Origin of the sequence: Spirillospora sp. CA-142024 (assembly GCF_050942325.1) — a bacterium.
In the GTDB taxonomy this organism is placed as follows: Bacteria; Actinomycetota; Actinomycetes; order Streptosporangiales; family Streptosporangiaceae; genus Spirillospora.
The window spans coordinates 4,569,272-4,594,559 of record NZ_CP192077.1 but is presented as its reverse complement, the minus strand read 5'-3'; the positions used below and the strand labels follow the sequence as shown (position 1 = coordinate 4,594,559).

25 protein-coding genes are annotated in these 25,288 nt (G+C 75.0%); 11 read left to right on the top strand and 14 right to left on the bottom strand.

The window, feature by feature from the left end; all coding sequences use genetic code 11:
- Positions 1-42: 42 nt before the first annotated feature.
- Positions 43-312: a helix-hairpin-helix domain-containing protein gene (locus ACQPZP_RS22075; RefSeq protein ID WP_433479488.1), complete on the bottom strand. Its 270-nt coding sequence runs from the start codon at positions 310-312 to the stop codon at positions 43-45.
- A 46-nt stretch (positions 313-358) separates the two neighbouring features.
- Positions 359-1,216: a sigma-70 family RNA polymerase sigma factor gene (locus tag ACQPZP_RS22070; protein ID WP_433479487.1), complete on the bottom strand. Its 858-nt coding sequence runs from the start codon at positions 1,214-1,216 to the stop codon at positions 359-361.
- A gap of 68 nt (positions 1,217-1,284) precedes the next feature.
- On the opposite strand from ACQPZP_RS22070, the gene ACQPZP_RS22065 reads away from it, so the two are divergent.
- A complete protein-coding gene (locus ACQPZP_RS22065; RefSeq protein WP_433479486.1) occupies positions 1,285-2,418 on the top strand; it encodes an alkene reductase in 1,134 nt (377 codons plus the stop codon).
- On the opposite strand, the gene ACQPZP_RS22060 is transcribed toward ACQPZP_RS22065, so the two are convergent.
- Entirely contained in the window at positions 2,415-2,783 is a 369-nt protein-coding gene (locus ACQPZP_RS22060; protein WP_433479485.1) for a YybH family protein, read from the bottom strand. The two genes, ACQPZP_RS22065 and ACQPZP_RS22060, sit on opposite strands and share 4 nt — an antisense overlap.
- Positions 2,784-3,073: 290 nt before the next feature.
- Between ACQPZP_RS22060 and ACQPZP_RS22055 the strand changes: the two genes are divergently transcribed.
- Both ACQPZP_RS22055 and ACQPZP_RS22050 read left to right on the top strand, forming a co-directional pair.
- Positions 3,074-3,256 (top strand): hypothetical protein, encoded by a 183-nt coding sequence (locus ACQPZP_RS22055; RefSeq protein WP_433479484.1) that lies wholly within the window; start codon positions 3,074-3,076, stop codon positions 3,254-3,256.
- 73 nt (positions 3,257-3,329) lie between these two features.
- Positions 3,330-3,782 carry an acyl-CoA thioesterase gene (locus ACQPZP_RS22050; protein ID WP_433479483.1) on the top strand — a complete coding sequence of 151 codons (453 nt, stop codon included), beginning with the start codon at positions 3,330-3,332 and terminating at the stop codon, positions 3,780-3,782.
- Positions 3,783-3,927: 145 nt separating this feature from the next.
- Here ACQPZP_RS22050 and ACQPZP_RS22045 read toward each other — a convergent pair whose 3' ends face one another.
- The 3 genes from ACQPZP_RS22045 to ACQPZP_RS22035 form a co-directional block, all read right to left on the bottom strand.
- The gene (locus ACQPZP_RS22045; RefSeq protein WP_433479482.1) at positions 3,928-4,914 is read right to left on the bottom strand and encodes an ARPP-1 family domain-containing protein; all 987 of its coding nucleotides are present in this window, start codon (positions 4,912-4,914) and stop codon (positions 3,928-3,930) included.
- 105 nt (positions 4,915-5,019) lie between these two features.
- Positions 5,020-6,363 (bottom strand): hypothetical protein, encoded by a 1,344-nt coding sequence (locus ACQPZP_RS22040; RefSeq protein WP_433479481.1) that lies wholly within the window; start codon positions 6,361-6,363, stop codon positions 5,020-5,022.
- 55 nt (positions 6,364-6,418) lie between these two features.
- Positions 6,419-7,147: a TetR/AcrR family transcriptional regulator gene (locus tag ACQPZP_RS22035; protein ID WP_433479480.1), complete on the bottom strand. Its 729-nt coding sequence runs from the start codon at positions 7,145-7,147 to the stop codon at positions 6,419-6,421.
- A gap of 98 nt (positions 7,148-7,245) precedes the next feature.
- On the opposite strand from ACQPZP_RS22035, the gene ACQPZP_RS22030 reads away from it, so the two are divergent.
- Entirely contained in the window at positions 7,246-8,193 is a 948-nt protein-coding gene (locus ACQPZP_RS22030) for an ATP-binding cassette domain-containing protein (protein WP_433479479.1), read from the top strand.
- Between the two features lie 50 nt (positions 8,194-8,243).
- Positions 8,244-9,014, top strand: a complete 771-nt coding sequence (locus ACQPZP_RS22025) for an ABC transporter permease (RefSeq protein WP_433479478.1) — start codon at positions 8,244-8,246, stop codon at positions 9,012-9,014.
- A gap of 20 nt (positions 9,015-9,034) precedes the next feature.
- Here the strand turns inward: ACQPZP_RS22025 and ACQPZP_RS22020 are convergent, their stop codons facing one another.
- On the bottom strand, positions 9,035-10,096 hold the full coding sequence (locus ACQPZP_RS22020; protein WP_433479477.1) for an EamA family transporter: 1,062 nt from the start codon (positions 10,094-10,096) through the stop codon (positions 9,035-9,037).
- Positions 10,097-10,255: 159 nt separating this feature from the next.
- On the opposite strand from ACQPZP_RS22020, the gene ACQPZP_RS22015 reads away from it, so the two are divergent.
- The gene (locus ACQPZP_RS22015) at positions 10,256-13,132 is read left to right on the top strand and encodes a hypothetical protein (RefSeq protein WP_433479476.1); all 2,877 of its coding nucleotides are present in this window, start codon (positions 10,256-10,258) and stop codon (positions 13,130-13,132) included.
- Positions 13,133-13,229: 97 nt separating this feature from the next.
- Positions 13,230-14,378, top strand: a complete 1,149-nt coding sequence (locus ACQPZP_RS22010) for a helix-turn-helix transcriptional regulator (RefSeq protein ID WP_433479475.1) — start codon at positions 13,230-13,232, stop codon at positions 14,376-14,378.
- Between the two features lie 31 nt (positions 14,379-14,409).
- Here ACQPZP_RS22010 and ACQPZP_RS22005 read toward each other — a convergent pair whose 3' ends face one another.
- The 3 genes from ACQPZP_RS22005 to ACQPZP_RS21995 all read right to left on the bottom strand — a co-directional run bounded on the left by ACQPZP_RS22005 (position 14,410) and on the right by ACQPZP_RS21995 (position 17,350).
- On the bottom strand, positions 14,410-14,979 hold the full coding sequence (locus ACQPZP_RS22005) for an ATP-binding protein (RefSeq protein WP_433479474.1): 570 nt from the start codon (positions 14,977-14,979) through the stop codon (positions 14,410-14,412).
- A gap of 511 nt (positions 14,980-15,490) precedes the next feature.
- On the bottom strand, positions 15,491-15,691 hold the full coding sequence (locus ACQPZP_RS22000; protein ID WP_433469739.1) for a DUF3040 domain-containing protein: 201 nt from the start codon (positions 15,689-15,691) through the stop codon (positions 15,491-15,493).
- Positions 15,692-15,748: 57 nt separating this feature from the next.
- Positions 15,749-17,350 carry a family 10 glycosylhydrolase gene (locus ACQPZP_RS21995; protein WP_433479473.1) on the bottom strand — a complete coding sequence of 534 codons (1,602 nt, stop codon included), beginning with the start codon at positions 17,348-17,350 and terminating at the stop codon, positions 15,749-15,751.
- Positions 17,351-17,541: 191 nt separating this feature from the next.
- Between ACQPZP_RS21995 and ACQPZP_RS21990 the strand changes: the two genes are divergently transcribed.
- The gene (locus tag ACQPZP_RS21990) at positions 17,542-18,555 is read left to right on the top strand and encodes an Rv2578c family radical SAM protein (protein WP_433479472.1); all 1,014 of its coding nucleotides are present in this window, start codon (positions 17,542-17,544) and stop codon (positions 18,553-18,555) included.
- Between the two features lie 169 nt (positions 18,556-18,724).
- Here ACQPZP_RS21990 and ACQPZP_RS21985 read toward each other — a convergent pair whose 3' ends face one another.
- Positions 18,725-19,516 (bottom strand): NAD(P)H-dependent oxidoreductase, encoded by a 792-nt coding sequence (locus ACQPZP_RS21985; RefSeq protein WP_433479471.1) that lies wholly within the window; start codon positions 19,514-19,516, stop codon positions 18,725-18,727.
- Between the two features lie 116 nt (positions 19,517-19,632).
- Between ACQPZP_RS21985 and ACQPZP_RS21980 the strand changes: the two genes are divergently transcribed.
- On the top strand, positions 19,633-20,601 hold the full coding sequence (locus tag ACQPZP_RS21980; RefSeq protein ID WP_433479470.1) for a GlxA family transcriptional regulator: 969 nt from the start codon (positions 19,633-19,635) through the stop codon (positions 20,599-20,601).
- A 55-nt stretch (positions 20,602-20,656) separates the two neighbouring features.
- Here the strand turns inward: ACQPZP_RS21980 and ACQPZP_RS21975 are convergent, their stop codons facing one another.
- The 3 genes from ACQPZP_RS21975 to ACQPZP_RS21965 form a co-directional block, all read right to left on the bottom strand.
- Entirely contained in the window at positions 20,657-21,673 is a 1,017-nt protein-coding gene (locus ACQPZP_RS21975; protein WP_433479469.1) for a S1C family serine protease, read from the bottom strand.
- 61 nt (positions 21,674-21,734) lie between these two features.
- Positions 21,735-22,253 (bottom strand): GNAT family N-acetyltransferase, encoded by a 519-nt coding sequence (locus ACQPZP_RS21970; protein WP_433469733.1) that lies wholly within the window; start codon positions 22,251-22,253, stop codon positions 21,735-21,737.
- 30 nt (positions 22,254-22,283) lie between these two features.
- Complete coding sequence (locus ACQPZP_RS21965) at positions 22,284-23,087, bottom strand: SDR family NAD(P)-dependent oxidoreductase (RefSeq protein WP_433479468.1); 804 nt, start codon at positions 23,085-23,087, stop codon at positions 22,284-22,286.
- Between the two features lie 69 nt (positions 23,088-23,156).
- Here ACQPZP_RS21965 and ACQPZP_RS21960 point away from each other — a divergent pair, with 69 nt between their 5' ends.
- Both ACQPZP_RS21960 and ACQPZP_RS21955 read left to right on the top strand, forming a co-directional pair.
- Positions 23,157-23,852: a spermidine synthase gene (locus tag ACQPZP_RS21960; RefSeq protein ID WP_433479467.1), complete on the top strand. Its 696-nt coding sequence runs from the start codon at positions 23,157-23,159 to the stop codon at positions 23,850-23,852.
- Positions 23,853-24,004: 152 nt separating this feature from the next.
- A complete protein-coding gene (locus ACQPZP_RS21955; protein ID WP_433479466.1) occupies positions 24,005-25,240 on the top strand; it encodes an isochorismate synthase in 1,236 nt (411 codons plus the stop codon).
- Positions 25,241-25,288: the final 48 nt, after the last annotated feature.

Genomic DNA, 25,288 nt, shown 5'->3' with positions numbered 1-25,288 from the left:
CGGTCTTCCACCATCGGGTTTCGGCGTGCACGACCAGGGAGATCAGGCGCGGGTGTCGGTGAGGAGGCGTTTGCGGTCGGGGGTGTAGTGCCACCAGGGGCGGGCGGGGCGTCCTTCGGCCTGGTCGACGGCGGACATGACGGTGTCGAGCAGGCAGGGGTCGAGGCGGTGGCCGCACGCGGCCGACATGCGCTCGTACAGCTCGACGGGGTCCCGGCCGGGGAGCTGGGCGATGGTGGTGATGCCGATGCGTTCGAAGTAGCGGGCCACGGCCGGTCCCACGTTGGCCAGCTCGGTCAGGTCGGTGCTCATGGGGCCACCGTAGGCGGGGGCTGCGGTGAGGTCTTGTCGGAATCGGTCAGGGGACGGCGAGGTCGAGGGCCTTGAGGCGGGACGGGTCGGCGATCATCTCGTATTCGGTGACGCGGCCGTCGTGGACGGTGATGGCGAGGGCGAGCAGGAGGCGGCCGTGGGGGGCGACGACGGCGCCGGCCGTGCCGTTGACGAGGGCGGGTCCGGCGTACCTGGCGCGGCTGCCGAAGAGCTGCATCTCGCGGGCGACGGTGCCGGCGCCGCGCAGGACGGAGGGGCGGCCGGGGGTGAGGGCGGCGTGGTCGGCGCGGCGGACGACGTCGGGTGCCAGGACGCCGAGGAGGGCGTTCAGGTCGCCGCTGCGGGCGGCGGCGAGGAACGCTTCGACGACGCGGCGTTGTTCGGCGAGTTCGGTGGTGGGGGCGGTGGCGCCGCGGACGCGGTGGCGGGCGCGGCTGGCGAGTTTCTTGGCGGCCGACGGGGTGCGGCCGACGATGGCGGCGATCTGGTCGAAGGGGACGGCGAACACGTCGTGCAGGACGAACGCGACGCGTTCGGCGGGGCCGAGGGTGTCCAGGACGACGAGCATGGCGCGTCCGACCGACTCGATCAGGACGGCCTCGTGTTCGGGGTCGCCGTCGTGTGCCTGGACGGGTGAGTGCCAGCCGTAGGGTTCCTCGCGCCGGGACGTGCGGGAGCGGAGCATGTCGAGGCAGATGCGGGCCACGACGGTGCGCAGCCACGCCTCGAGGTCGTCGATGCCGGCGGCGCCGGTGCGGGAGAGGCGCAGCCAGGCCTCCTGGACGGCGTCGTCGGTTTCGCCGGGTGTGCCGAGCATCCGGTAGGCGACCGCGCGCAGTGCGCCCCTGTGCGCCTCGAAGCGTTCGGCGAGTTCCTCGTCCATCGGTCACCTTTCCGCGCCGGGTTCCGTCTGCTTCGTGGCATCCGAGAGACGACTACGGCGGGAAGACGATGATCCGATGTGACCAGGGTAGCGAGCCGGGCGGGCAGCCGCTGCTGCGGCCGGTGACGCTCGGGGACCTGCGGCTCCCCAACCGGGTGGTGATGGCGCCGTTGACGCGGGCCCGGGCGACCAATTCCGAGCTGGTGCCGACGGACCTGCACGCCGCCTACTACGGGCAGCGGGCCACGGCCGGGCTGATCGTCGCCGAGAGCGCGTGGGTGAGCGAGCGGGCGATCGGGTTCCCCGGCGTGCCCGGCATCTACAGCGAGCGGCAGGTGGCGGCGTGGCGGCGCGTCGCCGGCGTCGTGCACGCCCTCGGCGGGCGCGTGGTGCTGCAGTTGTGGCACACGGGCGCCGGCTCCCATCCCGATCACCTGGGCGGGGCGCTGCCCGCCGGGCCGTCGGCGGTGGATCCGGGCGAGGTGTGCTGGACGGCGGCGGGACCCCGACCGACCGTCACGCCGCGGGAGATGACGGCCGCGGAGATCGGGCGGACGGTCGCCGACTACGGTGCGGCGTCCGAGCGGGCGCACCGGGCCGGGTTCGACGGTGTGGAGATCGCCGCGAACGGCACGTATCTGATCGCGCAGTTCCTCAACCCGCGCCTCAACCGCCGCGCCGACGGCTACGGCACCGACCGCGGCCGCCTGCTGCTGGAGATCGTGGACGCGGTGACGGCGGCGTGGGACGGGCGCCGGACCGGGGTGCGGCTGTCACCGTACTGGACCGTCCGCGACACCTCCGCCGGGGTGCGCGGCGACGGCTACCCCTACACCGCCGACGAGGAGACCCTCGCCGCCTTCGACGGCCTGGTGGCCGAGCTGGACCGCCGCCCGCTCGCGTATCTGCATCTGCGGGGGCCGGTGCCGGGCGGCGTCCCGGACTTCGACGCGTTCGCCCGCTACCGCAAGCTGTTCGGCGGCGCCCTGATCGCCAATCACGGGTTCGGCCGGGAGTCGGGGAACGCGATCGTCGAGGCGGGGGTCGCGGACGCGGTGTCGTTCGCGCGGCCGTTCGTCGCCAATCCCGACCTGGTCGCCCGGTTCGCGCTGGGCCAGGGGACGGCGCGCGGCGACCGGGGCACCCACTACCGCGGCGGGGCGCGCGGCTACGTCGACTACCCGATCTGGGCGGGGTCCTAGGCCCCGGAGGGCGGAACGAACTCGGGCTGGTCGAGGACGCGCAGCCAGCTGCCGTCGGGCTGGCGGCGGACGACCTGCGCGCGGGCGCCCGCCCCGTCCCTGGGCGGCGTGGAGGTGAGGGCGAGGTCGCCGCTGACCAGGGTCGGCAGGGGCTCCTCGGGCTCGAAGCGGGGACGGCTTGCCAGGACCTTCTCCCACAGCGCCCGGATCGCGTCGCGTCCCACGGTCTGTGATCCGGGCGGGTAGGCCATCACCGCGTCCTCCGCGTAGAGGGCGGCGACGCCTGCCGCGTCGCCGGCGTTGGAGCGTTCGACGAACAGCCGGGTGATGTCCTCGGGCCGCATGGCCTTGGCGTATTCGGTCATGGTCTCCTCCTTGTGCCGCTGACACCTCCCATCGTGGCCGCCTCCTGCCCGATAAGTCCAAGAGATGATCGTTCTCCAGTCCAGAAGCACCGGTTATACCAAGCCGGCTATGACGCTCGTTATAGCCCGTGGCCGGAGGCATGGTCGAGGAGGCGCGTGTCATGCCGAAGATCCGCCTCGTCGCCGCCCGGGGCGCGCTCGCGCCTGGGGGGCACCTGAACGTGCGGTCCGGGTCTGCGGCCGGGAGGCGGGGCGGGGATGCGTGAGCTCGTCACACCGGCCGCGGCGCCGTGCGGTGGCGCGAGCGGCCCGATCCGGTGGTGGCCGGGCCGGGTGAGGCGGTGGTGGCGCCGGTCGTCCCGCCGCTGGTGGAGCGGGAGGGCGGCACACTCCTGGTGCTGGGCGGCGGCGCCAAGAGCATCGGCCTGGACGCGGCCGGGCTGGCGGTCGCGCGCGCCGCGCAGATCGACTAGCTCGACGACGCCCCCGCCGCGTACGCGGCCCGCACCACCAGGCTCGTCCTGCGGATGCGGCAGGATGCCCGGTATGGGTGAGGTGTTCACGCATCGGCTGCGGGTGCGGTACAGCGAGTGCGACCAGCAGGGCGTGGTGTTCAACGGCCACTACCTGTTCTTCTATGACGTGGCGCTGACGGAGATGTGGCGGGCGCTGTTCGGTGACTGGGCCGGCATGGTGGAGCAGGGGTACGACCTGGTGGTGGCGGAGGCGCGGATCCGCTACCGGGAGGGCGCGCGGTTCGACGAGCTGCTGGACGTGTCGATGCCGGTGGCGCATCTGGGGACGACGAGCATGGTCGTGCGGCCGGTGTTCCGGGTGGGTGGGCGGCTCATCGCCGACGGGGAGGTGCGGCACGTGTTCATCGACCCGGCGTCCAAGGCCAAGAAGGAGATGCCGTCGCAGGTCAGGTCGGGCCTGGGGCCCTACCTGGACGGGGCGGGACAGGCGGCCGGCGCCTCGTCAGGTTCATCATCGCCTTGACGACGTCTCGAGCGTCGCGCGTTTCCCGGATTTGGAATCGGGGTTCCGCCTGACGTGCCCGGCACAGTTCCCGCGGATCTGATTCAACCGACTGCCGCGCCCCCGGGGCAACCCCTTTTCCTTTTGCGGGGCCCCAGCCGGGGGTTCAGCGGGCGAACAGGGACGCGTAGACGGTGCGGCCGCCGTCGGTGACGATCTGCCCGGCCAGGTGCGGGGCGGTGACGGTGGACAGCCGCAGGTCCAGGTAGCGGTCCTCCTCGGTCAGTTCGACGGGTCCGGCGGGGGCGGCGGCGAGCCATCCGCCGATCTCGGCGAGGCGGGCGGAGCGGTCGCGTTCCAGGGCGCCGCGCAGCCCCGCGAGGCCGTCCGCCTCGAAGGGCACGGGCCCGGCAGTGCTGGATTCGGCGGTGGCGGATTCGGTTGCGGATTCGGTGTGCCAGGCGGCGACGCCGTAGGCGAAGCAGACCAGCGCGGTCCACATCTCGGCGAAGTAGCCGGGGTCGGGCGCGATCTCCAGGCCGGCGAACCGGCCGGCGACGAAGAACAGTGCGCCGACCTGGCCGGGCTGCGGTTCCAGCCGGGACCGGAACTGGGTCAGCACGGGCCGCTTGCGGGACAGGATCTGCTCCAGGTGGCCGCGCCGCGGCAGGCCGTAGCGGGCGTTGAGGTCGGCGATGTCGCCCCACAGCTTGCTGTAGCCGGTGACGCCGCGCAGTTCCAGGGCGCGGGCGCGCAGTTCGACGGGCAGGACGAAGAACCACTGGTCGCGTTCGGTGAGGTAGCCGCCCTGGCTCTCCTGGACGCAGCAGGCGTCGTCGAACCGCAGGGTCTGCCCGGCGGCCAGGAACGCCGACCGGCACAGGGCGTGGTTCTGGGCGCGGTCCTGGATGTAGCCGATGTGCAGCGGGACGATCGCGACGCCGGAGCCGGCGCCGTTGGTGAGCTCGACCTGCCCGTAACCGACGACCCTGGACAGCTTGAGGCCGGTGCGGGGCGGGACGAAGCCGGGGTGGGCGGGCCCGGAGATCGGCACCATGGTGAGCGCGCCGGCCTGCTGGGGGGTGCCCAGGCGGTGCCCGGCGAGGCTGAGCGGGCCGGGCAGGAGGGTGTCGAGCGCCGTCATCTCGGTCATGCGGTGCTCCCTTTCCGTTGGTGCGGGCGGGCGCCGGCGGGACGTGCCGTCCGGCGCCCGCCCGGAATGGCTCGGGCGGCGTCCTCAGGGGTTCTCGGCGGGTTCTCAGGCGGCGAGGCGGGCGGCCAGGCCGTCGGCCTGCCGGTCCAGGACGTCCAGGCGGGCGTGCAGGGCGGCGCGCAGCCAGGGCGCGCCGGCGTCGCAGTGCCCGAACATCCACGGCAGCAGTTCGGCGAAGTCGTCCTGGTGCCAGAATCCGCGCTGCGGCAGGGACGGGGCGGGGCGCCGCAGCGTCAGGTCGTCGCTGCCGGTGAACAGGGCGTGGCAGAACACCACGGGGGTGGTGATGCCGGCGCGCGGCAGGCTCGCCGCGACGCGGGCCAGGTCGCCGGGGAAGACGTTCTCGTAGCCGTCGGAGACGACGGCGACCAGGTCGGGGTCGGTGCCGAGCGCGTCCAGGACGCCGGTGGCCAGGTCGGTGGCGCCGCGCGGGGCGCGTTCGTCGCCGCCGGCCTCGATGACCTCCAGCCGGTCGCACACCTGCGACAGCACCATCCGCAGCGCGGCGGCCTGGGACAGCACGGCCCATTCGCGGTCGCCGTAGCCGCGCATGGACGCCGAGGCGTCCAGCACGAGCGCGACCGTCCCGGTGAAGCGGGGGAACGCGCCGGCGGCGGCGCCGACGTAGCGGCCGAGCGCGGCGTACAGGTCCTCGGCGGGGCCGCCCCGGTACAGGTGGACGAGGGTGGCGGCGATGTCGCCGCGGTTGGTCGCGGTGATGGTGGCGGGGCGTTCCCGGACGGTGTCGACGGGCAGCACCGGATCGTCCGGCATCCCCGCCTCCGGCGCGGTGTCCGTTGCCGTGCCCGTGGTCCGGTAGAGGGCCTGGACGCGGTCGGCCGCGGCGGCGGGGTCGGTGAGGAACCGCAGGAGGCGGCGCCGCAGGTAGTCCGATCCGGTGTCGCCTCCGTCGATGCGGCGGGCGCAGCCGCGGGCGGTGGCGGTGCCGAGGGCGTGCTCGAAGCAGTCGAGCAGGGCGGGGCGGCGCGCGGCGATGAGCGCGTCGGCGGCCGGGTGCTCCAGGACGAACCGCAGCGCGGTGCGGGTGGTGTGCTTGTGGTTGGCGCGCTCCCGCCGCAGCGCGAGCAGGACGGTGATGACATGGGCGGGCGGCAGGCCGAGGGTCAGGACGCGGGCGACGCGGGCCTGCACGTCGCGGGCGGGCTCGTCCAGGCCGGCCTGGGAGGCGGCGAGGATCTGCAGCAGCACGCGGGCGCGCTGCCAGGGCCGCACGCCGGGCGCGAGGCCGAGCAGCGCGTAGCCCTCGGCGTCGTCGGTGTGGGCGGCGCGGTGCAGGTCCGCGTCGTCCCAGCGCAGTGAGGATCCCCTGGGCAGGGTGAGGGCGGTGTCGTGGTTCTCGAGGTGGGCAAGGAGCGTGGGGGTGTCCATGATTGTTCGCCTCCGCAATCATGGAGTGTAGGAATGATCGGGAGGGGCCCGACACTCATTTTCCGGTGGCGCGCTCCCCGGTGTCGCTTTCCGCCGCGCCTCCGGCCGGCGGCGCGGCGGGGGGTGCGGCGGCGTATCCGCCGAGGCCGTGTTCGAGGAGGTCGAAGGCGCGGGCGGCGGCGGCGTAGACGTCGTCGCGCATCTCCTCCAGGGTCTCCCCCGCGCTCTTGCGGTCGGCGATCTGCTCGACGAGCGTGGTCTGCACGGCGAAGATCATCGCGGCGGCCGCGCGGGGGGCGATGTCGTCGGGGCCGGCGCCGGTGTCGTCGGCGAGGAGCCCGGCGAGGTGGTCCTGGGCGAGGCGGACCATCTCGCGCCCGCGGGCGGTGAGGGCGGGGCTGTTGCGGACGGTGTCGGTCCAGACCTCCGAGCCCTCGTGGAAGGCGGTCTGGTAGGCGCGGGCGTCCAGTCCCTCGAAGAACCGGCGGCGGAACAGGGCGGCGGCGCTCTCGCCGGGGCGGCGGCCGCGGAAGTCGCGCGCGGCGGCTTCGATCATCTCGTCCTGCCGGTCGAAGAACAGGTCCTCCTTGGTCTTGAAGTAGTTGAAGACGGTGTTGACCGACACGTCGGCGGTGCGGGCGACGTCGGCGATGGTGACGTTGTCGAACCCGCGCGTCATGAACAGCCCGGTGGCGATGTCGGCGATGCGGCGGCGCGTCTCGCGCTTCTTGCGTTCCCGCAGTCCGAGTTCCGGCTGCGCGTCCGGGACGAGCTCTTCACCCATGCCCCGGAATATACCTTCGTTAGAGTCACTGAAAACTTGGTGTGACTCTAAAATTGGGGTTACGCTAGCGGGCGTCGTCGTTCTCTGAGGAGGTCATCGTGATCCAGGCGCGCGGGCTCGCCCGCACCTTCACCGGCGGGCACGGGACGGTCGAGGCCGTCGCCGGCGTGGACCTGTCGGTCGCGGCCGGCGAGATCGTCGGGTTCCTCGGGCCGAACGGCGCCGGGAAGACCACGACGCTGCGGATGCTGACGACGCTGCTGGCGCCGACCGCCGGGACCGCGACGGTCGCGGGATGCGACCTGCGCGCCGACCCGGCCGGCGTGCGGCGCCGCATCGGCTACGTCGCGCAGGGCGGCGGCACCGACCCGTCGGTCCCGGCGGCCGAGGAGCTTGACCTGCAGGCCCGCCTCTACGGCGTCACCGACCGCGGCGCGCGGATCGCCGCGCTGTGCGCCCGCCTGGACATCGGCGGCCTGGGGTCGCGTCCGTCGGGGGCCCTGTCGGGCGGGCAGCGGCGCCGGCTGGACATCGCGCTCGGGCTGGTGCACCGCCCGCCGCTGCTGTTCCTGGACGAGCCGACCACCGGCCTGGACCCGCAGAGCCGCGGCAACCTGTGGGACCACATCCGCTCCATGCGCGACCGGGACGGCACGACGGTGTTCCTCACCACGCATTACCTGGACGAGGCCGACGCGCTGTGCGACCGGCTGCTGATCATCGACCGGGGGCGGATCGTGGCCGAGGGCACGCCCGCCGACCTCAGGCGCCGTGTCGCCGGCGACGTCGTCACGCTGGAGCTGGCCGACCCGTCCGGCTCCGACGGCGCCCGCAAGGCGCTGTCTGAGCATCCCGCCGTCCGCGAGGCCACCGTCACCGGCGGCACCGTCCGGCTCACCGTGGAGGACGGCGAGAGGGCGCTGATGAGCCTGATCCGCGCGCTGGACGGCGCCGGGGTGGAACTGGCCTCGCTGAGCCTGGCCCGCCCCACCCTCGACGACGTGTTCCTCACCGTCACCGGCCGGTCCCTGCGCGACGCCGCCTGACCCCCCGGCTGAATCCCCCGCCGGCCCCTGCCCTGAATCGAGGAGTTTCGATGTCTCTCGCACGGACCGTGTCCGACACGCGGCTGATCTTCCTGCGGCACATGCGGCAGACGCTGCGCAGCAAGGTCGCGGTGGTGTTCGGCGCGATGCAGCCGCTGGTGTACCTGGTGCTGTTCGGGCCGCTGCTGTCGGAGCTGGTCGACGTCCGGGGGTTCGGCGCGGGCAACGCCTGGCAGGTGTTCGTGCCCGGGGTGCTGATCCAGCTCGCGCTGTTCGGCGCCGGGTTCGTCGGGTTCGGGCTGATCGCCGACCTGCGGTCGGGGGTGGTGGAGCGGCTGCGCGTCACCCCGGTGAGCCGCACCGCGCTGCTGCTGGGGCGGGTGCTGCGCGACACCGCCGTCGTGGTGTTCCAGGGGGTGGCGCTGGTGGCGGTCGGGCTGGCGCTGGGGCTGCGGGCCCCGGCCGGCGGGATCGCCGTCGGGCTGCTGCTGGTGGTGTCGCTCGCGGTGAGCGTGGCGTCCCTGTCGTATGTGCTGGCGATGAGGACGCGCAGCGAGGACGCTTTCGCTCCGCTGCTGTCGGCGGTGACGCTGCCGCTGATGCTGCTGTCGGGGATCCTGCTGCCGATGAGCCTGGCGCCGGGCTGGCTGGACGTGGTGTCGCGGTTCACGCCGTTGCGTTACGTGGTGGACGCGGCGCGGGCGGCGTTCCTCGGCGACTTCTCGTCCGCGGCGGTCGCCGAGGGCGCGCTGGTGGCGGTGGTGCTGCTGGTGGTGTCGGTGGCGCTGGGCGTCCGCCGGTTCCGCGGCGAGAACGCCTGAGCCGGTTCGGACGGGACCGCTCAGACCTGGTCGGCGGCCGGGGCGGCGGGGCGGTCACCGCCCCAGCGCCGCCGCGGCCTCACCGGCGCGTCCCCTGCTGTGGCCCCTGCTTTGTCCTCTGTCGCGTCCGCTGTGGTGCGGCCCGCCGGCGGAGCCGTGCCCGGCCGGGTGGCGGCGGCTCGCTGGGCGATGTAGGCGCCGGCCAGCACGATCGCGCCGCCGGTCATCTGGACGGGGGTGAGGCGCTCGCCGAGCGCGGCCCAGGCGATGAGGGCGGCGGCGACGGCCTCGGTGTAGCAGATGGCGCCGCCGACCTGCGCCGACAGCCGTTGCAGGCCGGCGACACCGGTGAGGTAGGCGATGACGGTGCTGACGATCCCGATCCAGGCGACCAGGGCCCAGCCGGGCGCGGTGTGCCCGGCGACGGGGACGTGCGCGGGCAGCACGTCCCACGGCAGCGCCCACGGGGCGGCGAACACGGTGAGGACGGCGGCGGCGACGACGCTGCCGGCGGAGGTGATGACGAGGGGGTCGACCTGCCCGGTGAGGCGGTCGACGATGAGGAAGTAGGACGCCTGGCAGGCGGCGGCGCCGAGCCCGGCGGCCAGCCCGACCGGGTCCAGCGACAGGCCCGACCACACCTGCACCACCAGCGCGAGGCCGGTCATGGCGATCGCGACGCCGGCGGCGGCGCCGCGGTGCACGGGGGCGCGGCGGACCAGCCGCAGCCAGCCGAGCACGATGACGGGGCCGGCGAACTCCAGCAGGATCGCCACGCCGACCGGCAGCCGGGAAGCGGCCACGAAGTAGAACGCCTGGCAGCCGGCGACGCCGGCCAGCCCGTAGACGGCGACCGACCGCAGGTGGGGGCGCAGCGCGCGGGCGGCCGAGGCGCCCCGCAGCGCCAGTGCGAGCGGGACCAGGACCGCCGCCGCCACCGCGATCCGCAGCCACACCGCCTGCAGGGGGCCGAGCCCGGCCTCGATGAGGGCCTTGCCGAACGGCCCGGACGCGCCGAAGCACACCGAGGAGAACAGCGCCAGGCCGAGGCCCCAGGCGCGGGTCCGTGCGGCGCCGTCCATCGTGCCCCCCGTTCGTCGCACCCGTTCACGCGGCGGCCCGCCGCACGGCAGGCTAAGGAGCATCCTGCCATAACGGTGCTTACACGTCGATGGCGGGGCTACCCGCCCGTAACTCACGCGATGCCGGACGGACCGCCCACTGGGACTACTATTCGCGTGATGAGCTGGCAGGCGGCCGGGGCGGGGCCCGGCGGAACCGGAGGCGGCCCGGGCGGCGACCTGTTCGCCTCGGTCGAGGGCAACGTGCGCGAGCTGGTGGCCTCACCGTGGTGGCAGACGGCCCAGCCCGCCGACCGCGCCGCCCAGGTCGCCGCGCGGATGCTGTGGGGCGCCGGCGAATGGTGGCTCTACGGCGCGTGGGGACGCTGGTACCGGTGCGGGCTGGACGGCACCTGGCACCCCTGCCCGCCGCCCGCGCAGCCCGAGGACCGCCGCGTCGCGGTCCCCGCGCCGCAGGGCGCCGGGACCCCGCCGGTCCCGCCGCAGCTGTTCCCGACCGGCCCCGACCTCGCCGCCGGGCGGGTCGCGCCGCTGGGGTTCCTCGGGCCCGTGCCCGACACCGCCGTCGTCGCCCGCATCTCCCAGGCCCTCACCACCGCCCTCGCGGTCAACCCGCAGCAGTTCGCCCAGCGCGACCCCATGTTCCAGCCGGGCACGCCCAGCACCGTCGCCGCCGCGTGGGGCGCGCTGCTGTGGTGCGCCGGATCCCCGGTCGTGCTGACCGAGCACCCCCTGATCGAGTCGTTCATCCCGTTCCTGACGACGTCGGCCGACCAGCTGCACTGGATGATGCCGCCCGACTTCGGCACCCTGGCCGGCTACTACGTCCACCGGCTCGGCGCGGGGGACGGCGGCGGCGCCGCCCACATCGCCCGCGTCATGTACGAGGTCGCGGCCGGGCTGCAGGCCGACCCCCGGTTCCGGCCCGGCGCCGACGCCCTGGCCGCGGTGACGGCTGCGTCGCTGCGGATGGTCAACCAGGACATGGCCACCGTCCGGTACGGGCCCGACGCGATCCTGCAGGAATGGCGGCGCCGCTGCCCCGCCGAGTTCGCCACCCCGATGGTCCGCGACACCGCGCCCGGCGAGTACCTGCGCCTGGCCCTGTACGACCTGCAGGAGATCGTCGCCGGGCTGACCGGGCCGCGCCCGGCCGCCACCGGCCGCGGCCACGACGAGGTCCGCCGCGCCGGGATCGCGGTGCTGGCCGCCGACCTTCAGGCCGCGCCGGGCGCGCTGCCCGCACTGCAGCGCTGGCTGGACACCGACAGCGCCCGGACGCTGCAGGCGGTGCTGGCCGACCCGGCGAACCCGCTGCGGTCGCTGTGGCCGCGCGACGGCCGGCTCCCCGACGCCCTGCGCAGCGACGACCCCGACGCCCTGGCGGCGCTGCTGTCCGCCACCTACACCCTCGGGCTGACATGGTGCCGGCTGGCGCAGGTGCCGCCGCCGGCGACGGGGTTCGCGGTGCCGCAGGCGGTCGCGGCGGAGCTGACGTCCCCGGCGATGCACACTCCGCCGTCCACCGACGAGCTGTCGGCGTGGGACATCATCAAGGCCGCCCGCGCCCACATGGCCGCCGAGCGCGCCACCTCCGGCACCGACCAGCCTGTCGCGCCGGTGCCCGAGCCGACGCAGGACGCCCCGGGCCCGCCGCCCGCGGTCGCGCCCGCCCCTCCCCCGGCCGCCCCGCCGGTGCCGCCGCCGGCCGCACCGGAACCGCCGCCACCACCGCGGGGTGAACAGCCCCACTACGAGCAGCACCGCAACGACCAGCCCCGCTACGAGCAGGCCCACCACGAGGCCGCGGCTCCGCCGCCGCCGGCCGCTCCCGCGGACCCGTTCGCCTCGGTTGCGCCGCCCCCGCGGATCCCTCCGCCCCCGGCGCCGGCTCCCGCGCCGCCGGTCCCGGGCCCTGCGGCCGCGGAGCCGCACGCTCCGGCCCCCGCACCGGCTCCCGTACCGGAGCCGCCGGCGTGGCCGCAGCCGGGCCCCGCCCCGGTCCCGCATCCGGCGCCCGAGCCGGTGTGGCCGTCGGATCCGCAGGAGACGCAGCTGGACCCCGGCCCGGTCCGCGCCCCCCGCGGCCCCGCCCCCGATCCCGGCCCGGCGTGGCCGGGTGCGGACGCCCCGGCGGCGCCGCCCGCCCCGGCCCCGGCACCGCACGCCGACCTTCCGCCGCCGCCGGCGCCGGTGCCCGAGCCGCCTCCCCCGACGCCGCCCGCGCCCGTCCCCGAGCAGAGCCCGCAGGTCGCCGAGGCGTACGGGATCCGGTTCCTGTGCGGCGCCGACGACATCGAACGCGTCGTCACCGAGGTGCGGCGGCGCGGCAAGTGGGCGCGGCGGCTGCGCGGGCAGCAGGTGTCGAGCGCGTCGGCGCCGGCGCTGCTGCTGATCGGGGCGCCGTCCAGCGGGCAGCGGCGGCTGGCCCGGATGGTGGCGCGCGCGCTGGCGGAGGTGGAGGCCTCCAGCGGCGAACTGCACGCCGTCCACGCCGAGGACCTGCGCGAGCACGGCCCCGACGGGCTGCGCGCCGCGCTGGAGGAGCACGCGGGCCATGTGCTGCTGCTGGACGGCCTGGACGGGCTGATCCTGGACGAGTCGCAGGGCGCGGCGTACGCCTCCGTGCTGTACCGGACGCGGCTGGAGGGCGTGAACGACACCGCGCTGCTGGCGACGTGCGAGCCGGACCGTGTCGGGGAGCTGTCGGCGGCGTCGCCGGAGCTGGTGACGGATCTGCGTGCGGTGCGGCTGCCGGACCTGGCGGTCGCCGATGCGCGCGCGGCGCTGGTGCGGCTGCTGGCCGAGGAGCGCAGCCTGCGGCTCGGGTCGGACGCGTGGGCGGTGGTGAACCGGGAGGTCGGCGCGCTGCGCCCGCGCGGGCGGCTGACGGGTGCGCGGCTGGTGGAGGCGTACCTGGACCGGGCGGCGACCCGGCATCTGGGCAGCGCGGAGGCGACGCAGGCGATCGGCAGCGCGCTGTCGCTGACGGCGGCCGACTTCGAGGGGCTGGCGGCGGAGCTGTCGGGCCGCTGACCCCGCGCGCCCACGGGGCCCGATTTCCCTTGCCCGCAGGGGATTTGGGCCCCTGCCGGGCGGCGGAATGTCGGTGGGCGGGGTCACGATGGAGGGCGTGGATCGCGTAGACCGGCTGCTGGCGCTCGTCGCGGAGCTGCGCGCGGCCTCCCCCGAGCCGCTGGACCCGGCCGTGCTCGCGGCGCGGCTGGGCGTCAGCGAGCGGACCGTCCGCCGCGACCTGGACCTGCTGGCGCACGGCGGGCTGCCGGTGCGGGCGGACAAGGGCCGCGGGTACGCCCTGACCGAGCCGCCGGAGCCCGAGCCGCTGAGCGAGGCGGGGTCGCTGATGGGCCCGGTGCACGACACCCTCGCCGAGGCGGTCCGCGCCCGCCGGGTCGTCCGGCTCGCCTACACCGATCAGGCGGGGGCCCGCAGCTTCCGTGACGTGGAGGCGCACGGCCTGGTCGTCGCCCCCTACGGGGAGTACCTGGTGGGGTGGTGCCGGATGCGGGACGGTCCGCGGATGTTCCGGCTGGACCGGATCGGCGCGGCGTTCCTGTCGGGGCGGGGCGCGGAGGTCCGCGATCTGGACGAGCTGCTGGCGGCGCTGCGGGTGCCGATGCCGCGTCCCCCGGCCGAGCCGGGGCCGCGCGGCCCGGCGGGCGCGGCGCGGGCCCGGGCGTGGACGCTGGACCGGCTGGAGTTCGTGCGGTCCCGGCTGCGCGACGCGGCCGCGGAGGTCCGCACCCCGGGCCCGCGCGGCGCCGGTGCCGGCGGAAGTGGTGCGGGGGCCGCGGCGCTGCGGGGGGTGCTGGGGCATCTGGCGGAGTGGACGCGGTGGCAGGCGGCGGCGATCCGGTCGGCGGCGACCGGTGAGGAGCCGGTCCTGGCGGGGCGGCCGCCGCCTTTCCCGGCGGATTTCGGGCGGGAGATGCCCTTCGACGCGCGGGAGCGGATGATCCAGGACGCGATGGCGCTGCGGTCGCTGGGCGATCTCGCGTGTGATCTGCAGGAGGTGCTGGAGGCGGTGGGCCATTGGGCGGCCGACTGCGACGACGCGCTGTGGGAGGCGGAGCTGCCCGACCCGCGCCCCTACGGCCCGCCGGGCCCGCCGCGTCCGCTGGCGGACCTGCTGGCGGGGTGGCGCGGCCCCCTCGCGCACATCGAGTGGCATCTGGACCGTCTGTCCGACGAGCCGCCGCTGCCACTTTCGGGTGACGACGAGGAGGTGTGGATCGTGGACCGCTGCCCCCTGCAGGCCTGACCCGGCCGGTTCTTGAGAACGGCACGGCCTCTCAGGACCACACGGCGCCGTTCCCGCCGGCGCCGGGGACGGCGGCCGGGGGGCTGAGGCTGCGGGTGAACCAGACGGTCTTGCCGGAGGGTGCGGGGCGGGCGCCGAACTCGGTGGCGAGGGCGGCGACGAGGAGCAGCCCGCGGCCGGCCTCGGACCAGTCCAGGACGGGCGGCGGCCCGGCGGGGACGCCGGGTGCGGCGTCGGCGCCGTCACCGACCTCGCCGGTGAGCCGCGCACGGTCCAGGCGCAGGGTGAGGTGGACGGGTCCGGTGCCGTGCACGACGGCGTTGGTGACGAGCTCGTCCACGATGAGGACGATGTCGTCGACGTCCGCGGTGTCGGTGACGTGCCATCGCCGCAGTGTCCGGGTGGTGAGCGCGCGGGCGCGGGACGCGGCCCGGGGATCGGCGTCGAGTTCCCAGGCCGCCGCGGCGGCGCCCGCGGCGCGGTCGCCGCCTGTTCCGGTGCCGCCCGGTGCGGCGTCGGTCCCCCTGTCCGTGCCCCCGTCCGCGCCGCTGTCCGTTCTTCTGTCCGCGGGTCGTGTGGTCCCGGTCCCCGTGGTGTGCACTTCGCCGTCTCCTCACCCTCTGGCGGTGTTGCGCGGGTCGGCGGCCTGGTGATGTGCCGCGTTCCCTCGTCGCGGTCGGTGTGCGGGGGTGCCGTGGGCTTGTGGCCGTGGCGGCGGTCCCCGTGCCGGCGGCCGGTGTTCGGCATTCCCCGCTTTCGACTCATATTCAGTGACGCGCCGCCCGGCGGGGTGGTGCACGGGCGTAGGGCAACCCTCACTCCGGGGTGAGGTGAACGCCACATGCGGGGTGGCGGTGGAGGAGGCACCCGCGGGGAGCCGTTACAGTGGACGGGTCGGTGTGGCATGTGTCCCCCGGGCTCTAATTGACGCCTTCGGGGAATACCGCCGGTCCCATGCGGTCCGGGCTGGAGCTTCGTTGTGCCTTTCGCCGTGAGGCGACCACCACACCGGCTTGAACGCCGAGGCCCCGGCGAGTTCGTCTCGCCGGGGTCTCGGCGTTCGCGTGTCCGGGGTCGTCCCGGCGGGTGGCGGGTGTGTGCGGGGGCGGGTGTCAGAGCGCGGCGGCCGCGATGCCGGCGCCGATCGCGGCGAGGACGACGAGGACGGCGGCCGCTGCGAGCGCGATGGTGCGGGCGCGGCGGCCGCGTGGGGTGCCGAGCCGTGCGAGGCGGTGCGCCAGCCGCGGGTCGTCCTCGCTCAGGCGGACCTCGATCTGCGTGAGGATCCGCTGCTCCTCCATCGACAGCGCCATGCTTCATACCTCCGGGGGGTGGTCAGGTGTCTGGTTCCTCCCCACGGATCATGATCATTATCCCTCGGGTGCGGTGACCGTTGCGCCGCGTGCGGGCCGGCTCTCGTGGTGGAGCCGGTCGAGGGCGGTGACGTAGTAGGTGTAGGCGCGGCCGGGTTTGGCGGCGGGGTCGATGATGCCGCCGCCGCGGACGTCGGCGATGAGGCGGGCGGGGTCGGCGGGGGCGCAGCCGGGGTGCTCGCCGTCCACCCGGTAGACGCCGTAGGAGGTGGCGCCCTGGGACGGCCGCCAGGTGACCTTGACGCCCTTCACGCCTTTGACGCCCTTGCCGCCCGCGGCGTCGGCGGTGGCGGGTGTGGCGGTGGTGTCCTGGACGGGCGGGGGCGCCTTGCCGCCGCGGCGGGCCACGACGGGCTGGATCGCGGGGCGGGCGTAGTGGTCCTTGCGGATGCGGGAGGCGAATCCCCGGCGGTCGGAGGCGATGTCGGAGGCGCTGAAGAACACGTCGCCGCGGATCTGCGGGTATTTGGCGTTCAGGGTGAGGTGGCGGGACAGTTCGGCGGGTTTCTTCCAGGTGGCGTCCTCGCCGACGCGGTAGCCGGCCTGCCCGATGGTCAGCTGGACGCCGGTGCCCTTGACCTGGCCGGCCCACCAGGAGGCGAGTTCGGCGTAGTCGGCGCGGGGGTCGCCGATCGGCCAGTACAGCTGGGGGGTGACGTAGTCGAGCCACCCCTTCTTGATCCAGGTGCGGGTGTCGGCGTAGATGTCGTCGTAGCTCTGCAGGGCGCTGGTGCGGGACCCGGCGGGGTCGGTGCTCTTGTTGCGCCACACGCCGAACGGGCTGATGCCGAACTGCACCCATGGTTTGGCGGCGTGGATCCTGCCCGACAGGGACTGGACGAGGGTGTCGACGTTCTTGCGGCGCCAGTCGGCCTTCTTCATGCCCTTGCCGTAGGTCTTGAAGGTGGCGCCGTCGGGGAAGTCGCCGTCCTCGGGGTAGGGGTAGAAGTAGTCGTCGAAGTGGACGGCGTCGATGTCGTACTTGGTGACGACGTCCATGACGGCCTTGGTGGCCAGGTCCCGGACCTGCGGAAGTCCCGGGTCGTACCACAGTCCCTTGCCGTACTTGCGGACCCAGTCGGGGTGCTGCCGGGCGGGGCTCTTGGCCGGCAGTTTCTTCACGTCGTCCTGGCGGGACACGCGGTAGGGGTTGAACCAGGCGTGGAATTCCAGGTTGCGGGCGTGGGCCTCCTTCAGCATGAACGCCAGGACGTCGTAGCCGGGGTCCTTGCCCTGCGTGCCGGTGATCCACTGCGACCACGGCTCGTACGGCGAGTTGTAGAAGGCGTCGGAGTTCGGGCGGATCTGCACGAACACCGCGTTCATGTTCATCGCCCTGGCGGTGTCGAGCAGCCTGGTGTAGGCCTTCTTCTGCTTGTCCGCCGCGGCCTTGGGGAAGTCGGTGTTGCCGACGGTGGCGATCCACATGCCGCGCAGCTGCCGCGCCTTGGAGTCGCCGGGCTCGGCGATCTTCGGGCACTCGGCCTTGGCGCCGGGCGGGACGGGCCCCGCGGCCTCGCGTCCGCCGGTGCCGAGGTCGGGGATGCCGCAGGCGGCGAGGGCGCCCGCCGCCGCCCCCGCCGTCAACGCCGCCGCCACTGCCCGGGTCCTGGATCGCCATGCCATAGCGGCCCATTGTTACGCACGCGCCGCGGTGCCACGTACGAAACACCCCCGCCCGTGTGATCCCACCCCGTCCCGTTTCGTCCGATCCCTCCCTTGCGATCTTCGAACACGCGTTCCATACTGGCCGGACGATTTTATCGTTCACGTGTTCGAAGGGGGCGGGTGTGCGCTGGGATCATCTGCGGCTGGACGCCAACACCGGCCCCGAGCCGCCGCTGATCGAGCGGCGGGCCGTGGCGCGCACGTTCGACACGCCGGAGTTCCGCGGCATGACGTTCTACGAGGTGCGCGCCAAGTCGGTCGTCAACCGCGTCCCGGAGGCGTCCCGCCTCCCGTTCCACTGGACGATCAACCCCTACCGGGGCTGTTCCCACGCATGCGTTTACTGCTTTGCCCGGAAAACGCACGAATATCTGGACATGGACTCGGGTGCGGATTTCGACTCGCGGATCGTGGTGAAGGTGAACGCCGCCGAGCGGGTCCGGGCCGAGCTGGCGGCGCCGCGGTGGCGGGGCGAGCACATCGCGATGGGCACCAACGTCGACTGCTACCAGCGCGCCGAGGGCCGGTACCGGCTGATGCCGGGGATCCTTTCTGCGCTGGCGGACGCGGCGAACCCCTTCTCGATCCTGACCAAGGGCTCGCTGATCCTGCGCGACCTGCCGCTGCTCCAGGAGGCGGCGGCCCGCACCCGGGTGAGCACCGCGGTGTCGGTCGGCTCGGTCGACCGGGACCTGTGGCGGCTGGTGGAGCCGGGCACCCCGCCGCCGCGGCGGCGCCTTGAGGTGTGCGCGGCGCTCAACGAGGCGGGCATCGGCTGCGGCGTGCTGATGGGCCCGGTCATCCCCTACCTGTCGGACTCCCCCGCCCAGCTGGACGCGGCGGTCCGGCAGATCGCCGACGCGGGCGCCACGTCGGTGTCGGCGATCACGCTGCACCTGCGCCCGGGCGCCCGGGAATGGTTCCTGGCGTGGCTGCGCGAGCACCACCCGGGCCTGGTCGTCCCCTACGCGCGCCTGTACCGCGGCCGCGCCTACGCACCCCGCGAGTACCAGGAGGACATCTCCCGTCGGGTCCGCGACCTGGCCGTCAAGTACGGCATCGGCGACCGCGCGCTCCACCGCCCGGCCGCCCCGCCACCCGCCGCCGCGCCGCCTGAGCAACTGGCCATCCTCTGACCGCGCCGGACACATGCCGGGACCCGCCCGGTGCCGGTCCGGTGTCGGTCCTGGCGCGGTGCCCTGCGAACACGCGGTGCCCGGCGGTCCGGTCCGCTGCGTCCGCGCGCCCCCGTGACGTCTGCCACCGGGTGCCGAGCCTCACCTCGCCGCCAGGTGAGCGCGGTGGTCAGGCGGCGCCGGCCGCCGGGTGGGCGGGGTGGCGGTGGATGTGGAGGCCCGTGCGGCCAGGGGCCAGGTCGGGGCGCAGGACCAGGTCGTCGTCGTAGTCGCCGCCGAGTTCGGCGCGGTAGGGGATGGGGGCGGCGGCGGGCAGGGTGTGCAGGCGGGCGTCCAGGGCGGCGGCGGCCGCGGCCTGGTCGGCTTCGGTCGCGCGGTCGGCGCCGGTGACGACCAAGGGCGGCAGGACGTCCATGCCGGTGTAGAAGAGGGTGCCGTGCAGGAGGGGGAACAGGACGTCCTCGGACGCGCCGTGGACGCCGCGGGGCCCGAGGCCGCTGGGGCGCGCGCCGGCGGTGGTGACGACCAGGGCGCGGCGCCCGGCCAGGCCGCCGTTGCCGTAGCGCAGGGTGCGGCCGCGCTCGTCGGTGACGCCGAACGCGAAGCCCTGGACGAAGACGCGGTCGAACCAGCCCTTCATGATGGCGGGCATCCCGTACCACCACAGCGGGAACTGCACGATCAGCGCGTCCGCCCAGGTGACCTTGTCCTGTTCGGCGCGGATGTCGGGGGCCAGCGTTCCGGCGGCGTGGGCGCGCTGCGATTCGGCGCCGACGATGAGGCGCGCCGAGGGGTCGTGGCCGAAGTCGGCGGGGCCGACGACCGGGTTCCAGCCCATCGCGTACAGGTCGGAGTGGCGGACGTGGTGGCCGTCGCGGCGCAGGGTGGCGGCGCCGTGGTCGCGGAGGGCGCCGTTGAGGGAGCGGCCGTCGGGGTGGGCGAAGAGCCACAGGACGTTCACGGATTTCTCCTTGTCGATCGTCGGTGTCGGTGTCGTCGGTCCGTGGTCTTCGATGCTGCCGGGCCGGGCGGGCGGCGGGCAGTGGCCGGTGGGCCAAGATGTGCAAGGATCGGGCCATGAGCGCGGCCGGGGTGCATCGGGTGGCGGTGGTGGTGCGCGAGGGTGTGCTGCCGATGGAGCTCGGGATCGTCCATCAGCTGTTCGGGCAGGCCCGGGCACCGGACGGGGCACCGCTGTACGAGGTGGTGTCGTGCGCGGTGGAGCCGGGGGCCGTGCGGGCGGACGCCGATTTCGCGGTGGCGGTCGGGCACGGGCTGGAGGCGCTGGAGACGGCGGGCACGGTGATCGTCCCGGCGTCGCATCTGCTGGACGAGGAGTACCCCGGGGGCGGTCCGGTGCCCGCGGCGCTGGCCGCGGCGCACCGGCGGGGCACGCGGGTCGCGTCGGTGTGCACGGGCGCGTTCGTGCTGGCGGCGGCGGGACTGCTGGAGGGGCGGCGGGCGACGACGCACTGGCTGTCGTGCGGCCGGTTCGCGGCGATGTTCCCCGGCGTGGAGGTGGACGCCGCCGTGCTGTTCGTCGACGCGGGGGACGTGCTGACCTCGGCCGGGGAGGCGGCGGGCATCGACCTGTGCCTGCACATGATCCGCCGCGATCACGGCGCCGCGGTCGCGGGGGACGTGGCGCGCCGCACGGTGGTGCCGCCGCACCGCGAGGGCGGGCAGGCCCAGTTCATCGCGCTGCCGGTGCCGGGGCCGCGGGACACCTCGACCGGGGCGGCGCGGGCGTGGGCGCTGGAGCGGCTGGACCGGCCGGTGACGCTGGCGGGGATGGCGGCGCGGGCGTCGATGAGCGTGCGGACGTTCACCCGCCGGTTCCGGCAGGAGACGGGCGTGTCCCCGCAGGTGTGGCTGACGGTGCAGCGGGTGGAGCGGGCGCGGCGGCTGCTGGAGGAGACCGACCTGCCGGTGGACCGGGTGGCCGAGCGGGCGGGGTTCGGGACGGCGGCGTCGCTGCGGCAGCATCTGCACACCGCGGTCGGGGTGTCGCCGTCGGCCTACCGCGCCACGTTCCGCGGCCCGTGAACGAACGGCCCGTGAACGCCCGGCGGGCGGGCGCCGGGCAGGTGCCGGACGGGTGTCAGGCGTGCTCGGCGTCCAGCTCGACGGGTTCGGCGATGACGTCGACCATGGCGCCGTTGCGCAGCACCGTGATGGGCAGGGGCCGCCCGATCGCCTCGGCGAACATGAGCCGCTGCAGGGACTGGGCCTGGGAGACCGGTGCGCCCCCGGCGGTGAGGACCAGGTCGCCGCGGCGCAGCCCGGCCCGGTCGGCGGGGCTGCCGGGCACCACCTCGGCGACGCGCAGCGCGTCCCGCTGACCGGTGCGTTCACGCAGCGCGGCGGGCACCGGGACGGGCGCGGCGGCCAGGCCGAGGAACGCGCGGCGGACCCGGCCGTCGCGGATCAGCGCGGCGATGATGCGGCGCGTGGTGGCGTTGATGGGGACGGCCAGGCCGAGCCCGATCCCGGCGACCGCGGTGTTGACGCCGACGACGCGGCCGTGGGCGTCGGCGAGCGCGCCGCCGGAGTTGCCGGGGTTGAGGGCGGCGTCGGTCTGGATGACGTCCTCGATGACGCGGACGGCGGTGCCGGTGCGCGTCGGCTGCGAGGTGGGCAGGGACCGGCCGAGCGCCGACACGACCCCCGCGGTGACGGACCCGGCGAGGCCGAGCGGGTTGCCGACGGCGACGACGAGCTGCCCGACGACCAGGGCGTCGCTGTCGCCGAGGGTGACCGGGTCGGGGACGGGCCCGTCGGCGCGGACGACGGCCAGGTCCGACAGCGGGTCGGTGCCGGTCACGGTGAACGCGCCGGTGGAGCCGTCGGCGAACGCCGCCTGCCCGCCGGCCGCGGACCCGACGACGTGGGCGTTGGTGAGCAGGAACCCGTCGCCGGTGAACGCGACGGCCGACCCCGTGCCCTCGCCGCGGCGGTGCCGGACGCGCAGCGCCGCCACGCGCGGCGTCAGCTCGCGGGCGACGGCGGACACGACGCGGGAGTAGGCGTCCAGCGGCGGCCCGCCCTCACCGCCCTGTTCACCGGGCTCGTGTTCACCGGGCTCGTGTTCACGGGGGTCGCTGCCGTGGGGGATCATCGCACCTCCCAGATGATTACATCGTTACACGGCAACGCCGGGAGGTGAAGAGGTGTTCCCGCTACGGGAGCACCTCGGTGCGCAGGATGCTGTACAGCACCTCGTCGCGGTAGCGGCCGTCGCGGAAGCTGTAGCCGCGCATGACGCCCTCACGAGTGAACCCGGCCTTCTCCAGCGCGCGCTGCTCGGCGATGTTGTCCACCTCGGTCTCGGCCTGCACGCGGTGGGCCAGGGTGTGCGCGAACAGGTACTCGGCCAGAAGCCGCTGCGCGCGGCTTCCCGCGCCGCGCCCGCGCGCCTCGGGCAGCAGCGAGATGCCGACGCTCCAGCACCACGCCCGCACCGTGGTGGGGACACGGTGGTAGGACACGATGCCGAGGAAGCGGCCGCCGCCGGCGACGGCCAGGTTCCCCAGGTCCTCGCCCAGCATCCGGTTCTCCTCCCACCGCCGCCGGTAGCGGCGCGGGTCGTGCCACCCCTCCCACAGGAACGGCCCGCACAGCTCCGGATCGCTGCGCAGCCGCTCCACCGCGGCAAGGTCCTCCTCGGCGACCGGCCGCAGCTCCACCTCGTCGTCCATCGCAGGCCCCCTGTTCAGCTCTGTGCGGTTTCAGCGCAGTGTGGACAGGCCGCCGTCCACATGGACGACCTGCCCGGTGACATAGGACGCACGGTCCGACAGCAGGAACACCGCGACGTCTGCGACCTCCCACGCCGTCCCCTGCCGGTGCATCGGGATCAGCCGCGCCACCTGGTCGCGGGAACCGTCGCCGCCCGCCGACGCGGCACGCCCCATCACGGTGTCGATCAGACCGGGCGCCACCACGTTCGCGCGGACGCCGCGCGACGCGCCCTCGGCCGCGATGTGCCGCACCAGCCCCGTCAGCCCCGCCTTCGACGCGTCGTAGGACGGCGACCGCGAACCCGGCTTCGTCCCCGCCAGCGACCCGATGAACACCATCGCGCCGCCGGCGTCCAGCGCCGGCATCGCGGCCTTGCCGACCAGGAACGGCGCCCGCAGGTTCACCTGCAGCACACGGTCCCAGTCGGCCAGCGCCGTGCCCGCCAGCCCGTACCCGATCCCGATCCCGGCGTTGAACACCACCCCGTCCAGCCCGCCGAGCCCCTCCGCGGCCTGCGTCACGACCCGGTCGCACGACGCCGGATCGGTCACGTCGGCGACGACCACGCACGCCTGCCCGCCCTCCGCGGCGATCATCGCGGCGGTCTCCCCCGCCGCGTGCTCGTCCACGTCCCCGCACGCCACCATCGCGCCCTCCCGCGCGGCGGTGACCGCGATGGCGCGGCCGTTGCCGACCGGCGCGGCGGGATCGTCGCTCGGCCGCGTCCCCGCGCCGACGACCAGGATCCGGCGCCCCGCCAGCAGCCCGCCGGAACGATGAGTCTCGGGCATGATCGGCACCGTAGCCGACGCCGCCCTCCCCCGCCCAGCCCCCGCCCGGCCCCGGCTAGGGTTCTGGGGATGGGACACGCGACCGGGACGGCCGGGGAACCGGTGGTGATCGAACGCGCCGCCGGCGCCGGCGGCGAACTCGTGCTGCGCCGCCACGGCGCCCACTACGAGATCATCAGCAACGGCGTGTTCCTGATGGACACCCGCAACGGCGAGTCCGAACGGCTGCTGGTCCGCGCCGCCATCGACGAACTCGGCGCGCTCGACGAGCCGGCGCGGCTGCTCATCGGCGGACTCGGCGTCGGATTCTCCCTCGCCGAGGCGCTGACCGTCCCCGGCGTCGCCCACGTCACCGTCGTCGAACGCGAACCCGCCGTCATCGCCTGGCACGCCACCGCGCTGAGGCCCTGGTCCCGCGGCGCGCTGGACGACCCCCGCGTCACCGTCCAGACCGCCGACCTCCTCGACGTCGTCGCCTCACCCGCCACCGGCCCGTTCGACGCGCTGTGCCTGGACATCGACAACGGCCCCGACTGGACCGTCACCCCCGGCAACGCCCGCCTCTACGCCCCCACCGGCCTGGACGCCCTCACCGCGCTGCTCACCCCCCGCGGCGTCCTCGCGGTGTGGAGCGCGAACGCCGCACCGGCGTTCGAGGCGCTCCTGCGCGACCGGTTCACCCACGTGCAGGCACGCTCCGTGCCCGTGCCGCGCGGCGAACCCGACATCGTCTACCTCGCCCGCGGCCCACGCCCCACCGGCTGACCGGCCCGCCCCGCCGCCCCCGGCGCATAGGCGCCGGACCGGCGGGCATGAGCACGGACGAGCCCCGCCCCCGCCCCATGTGGCGCACACCTCACGACCCACCGCCACCCCGCCCGTTTGAACAGGTTCAAATCTGTCGTACAGTGGCTCACGTGAAGCTCGCCGTGACAGCACCGGACCGACTCACCGTCCGCACCGTCCCGGTCCCCGACCCGGGCGACCTCATCGCGCGGCTTCCGCACCCCTCCGCGCTCGCCTGGATCCGCCACGGCGACGGAATCGTCGGCTGGGGCGAAGCCGCCCGCCTCACCCTCCCCGGCGGCGACGACCGCTTCGGCGCCGCCGCCCGCATGCTCACCGACCTGTTCGGCGCCGCCGCCGTCGACGACCCCGTCGGCGTCCCCGGCTCCGGACCCGTCGCCTTCGGCACCTTCGGCTTCGACCCCAAATCCCCCGACTCCACCCTCATCGTCCCCCGCCGCATCCTCGGCCGCCGCGACGGACACGCCTGGCTCACCACCATCGGCGACGACACCGACCCCCTCACCCTCGCCAACCCGCCCCAACCCCCCACCGGCCTGCACTGGAGCGACGGCGCCCTCCCCGAACACGCCTGGAAGCACGCCGTCGCCACCGCCGTCGACCGCATCCGCCACCGCTCCCTCGGCAAGGTCGTCCTCGCCCGCGACCTCACCGTCCGCGCCGACGCCCCCATCGACGCCCGCGTCCTGCTCAGCCGCCTCGCCGCACGCTTCCCCGGCTGCTACACCTTCTCCTGCGCCGGCATGGTCGGCGCCACCCCCGAACTCCTCATCCGCCGCACCGGCGGCGACATCGAATCCCTCGTCCTCGCCGGCACCACCGCCCGCGGCGACACCCCCGCCGACGACCAGGCCCGCGCCGCCCGCCTCCTCGCCTCCGCCAAAGACCGCGAAGAGCACCGCTACGCCGCCGAAATGGTCCGCGACGCCCTCACCCCCCTCTGCGCACACCTCACCGTCCCCACAGAGCCCGAACTCCTCACCCTCCCCAACGTCCTCCACCTCGCCTCCCCCCTCCGCGGACGCCTCGCCGCCGACCGCTCCGTCCTCGACGTCGTCGCCGCCCTCCACCCCACCCCCGCCGTCTGCGGAACCCCCACCGACACCGCCATGGACCTCATCCGCGAACTCGAAGGCATGGACCGCGGCCGCTACGCCGGCCCCGTCGGCTGGGTCGACGCCCGCGGCGACGGCGAATGGGGCATCGCCCTGCGCTGCGCCGAGATCGACGGCACCCGCGGCCGCCTCTTCGCCGGCTGCGGCATCGTCGCCGACTCCGACCCCGACGCCGAACTCGCCGAAGCCCGCACCAAATTCCGCCCCATGCAGTACGCCCTCCACGGCTGACCCCGGCCACCACCACCCCGGCCACCACCACCCGGCCGCACCCGGCAC

Excerpts from the sequence above, each read along its gene's own strand:
- ACQPZP_RS21980 (WP_433479470.1), top strand. The coding sequence starts at position 19,633 with ATGAGCGCGGCCGGGGTGCATCGGGTGGCGGTGGTGGTGCGCGAGGGT.
- ACQPZP_RS22035 (WP_433479480.1), bottom strand. The coding sequence starts at position 7,147 with ATGGGTGAAGAGCTCGTCCCGGACGCGCAGCCGGAACTCGGACTGCGG.
- ACQPZP_RS22045 (WP_433479482.1), bottom strand. The coding sequence starts at position 4,914 with ATGACCGAGATGACGGCGCTCGACACCCTCCTGCCCGGCCCGCTCAGC.
- ACQPZP_RS22000 (WP_433469739.1), bottom strand. The coding sequence starts at position 15,691 with ATGGCGCTGTCGATGGAGGAGCAGCGGATCCTCACGCAGATCGAGGTC.
- ACQPZP_RS22015 (WP_433479476.1), top strand. The coding sequence starts at position 10,256 with ATGAGCTGGCAGGCGGCCGGGGCGGGGCCCGGCGGAACCGGAGGCGGC.
- ACQPZP_RS22025 (WP_433479478.1), top strand. The coding sequence starts at position 8,244 with ATGTCTCTCGCACGGACCGTGTCCGACACGCGGCTGATCTTCCTGCGG.
- ACQPZP_RS22060 (WP_433479485.1), bottom strand. The coding sequence starts at position 2,783 with ATGACCGAATACGCCAAGGCCATGCGGCCCGAGGACATCACCCGGCTG.
- ACQPZP_RS21965 (WP_433479468.1), bottom strand. The coding sequence starts at position 23,087 with ATGCCCGAGACTCATCGTTCCGGCGGGCTGCTGGCGGGGCGCCGGATC.
- ACQPZP_RS22040 (WP_433479481.1), bottom strand. The coding sequence starts at position 6,363 with ATGGACACCCCCACGCTCCTTGCCCACCTCGAGAACCACGACACCGCC.
- ACQPZP_RS22070 (WP_433479487.1), bottom strand. The coding sequence starts at position 1,216 with ATGGACGAGGAACTCGCCGAACGCTTCGAGGCGCACAGGGGCGCACTG.
- ACQPZP_RS22020 (WP_433479477.1), bottom strand. The coding sequence starts at position 10,096 with ATGGACGGCGCCGCACGGACCCGCGCCTGGGGCCTCGGCCTGGCGCTG.
- ACQPZP_RS21960 (WP_433479467.1), top strand. The coding sequence starts at position 23,157 with ATGGGACACGCGACCGGGACGGCCGGGGAACCGGTGGTGATCGAACGC.
- ACQPZP_RS22050 (WP_433479483.1), top strand. The coding sequence starts at position 3,330 with ATGGGTGAGGTGTTCACGCATCGGCTGCGGGTGCGGTACAGCGAGTGC.
- ACQPZP_RS21975 (WP_433479469.1), bottom strand. The coding sequence starts at position 21,673 with ATGATCCCCCACGGCAGCGACCCCCGTGAACACGAGCCCGGTGAACAC.
- ACQPZP_RS21970 (WP_433469733.1), bottom strand. The coding sequence starts at position 22,253 with ATGGACGACGAGGTGGAGCTGCGGCCGGTCGCCGAGGAGGACCTTGCC.
- ACQPZP_RS22075 (WP_433479488.1), bottom strand. The coding sequence starts at position 312 with ATGAGCACCGACCTGACCGAGCTGGCCAACGTGGGACCGGCCGTGGCC.
- ACQPZP_RS22065 (WP_433479486.1), top strand. The coding sequence starts at position 1,285 with ATGATCCGATGTGACCAGGGTAGCGAGCCGGGCGGGCAGCCGCTGCTG.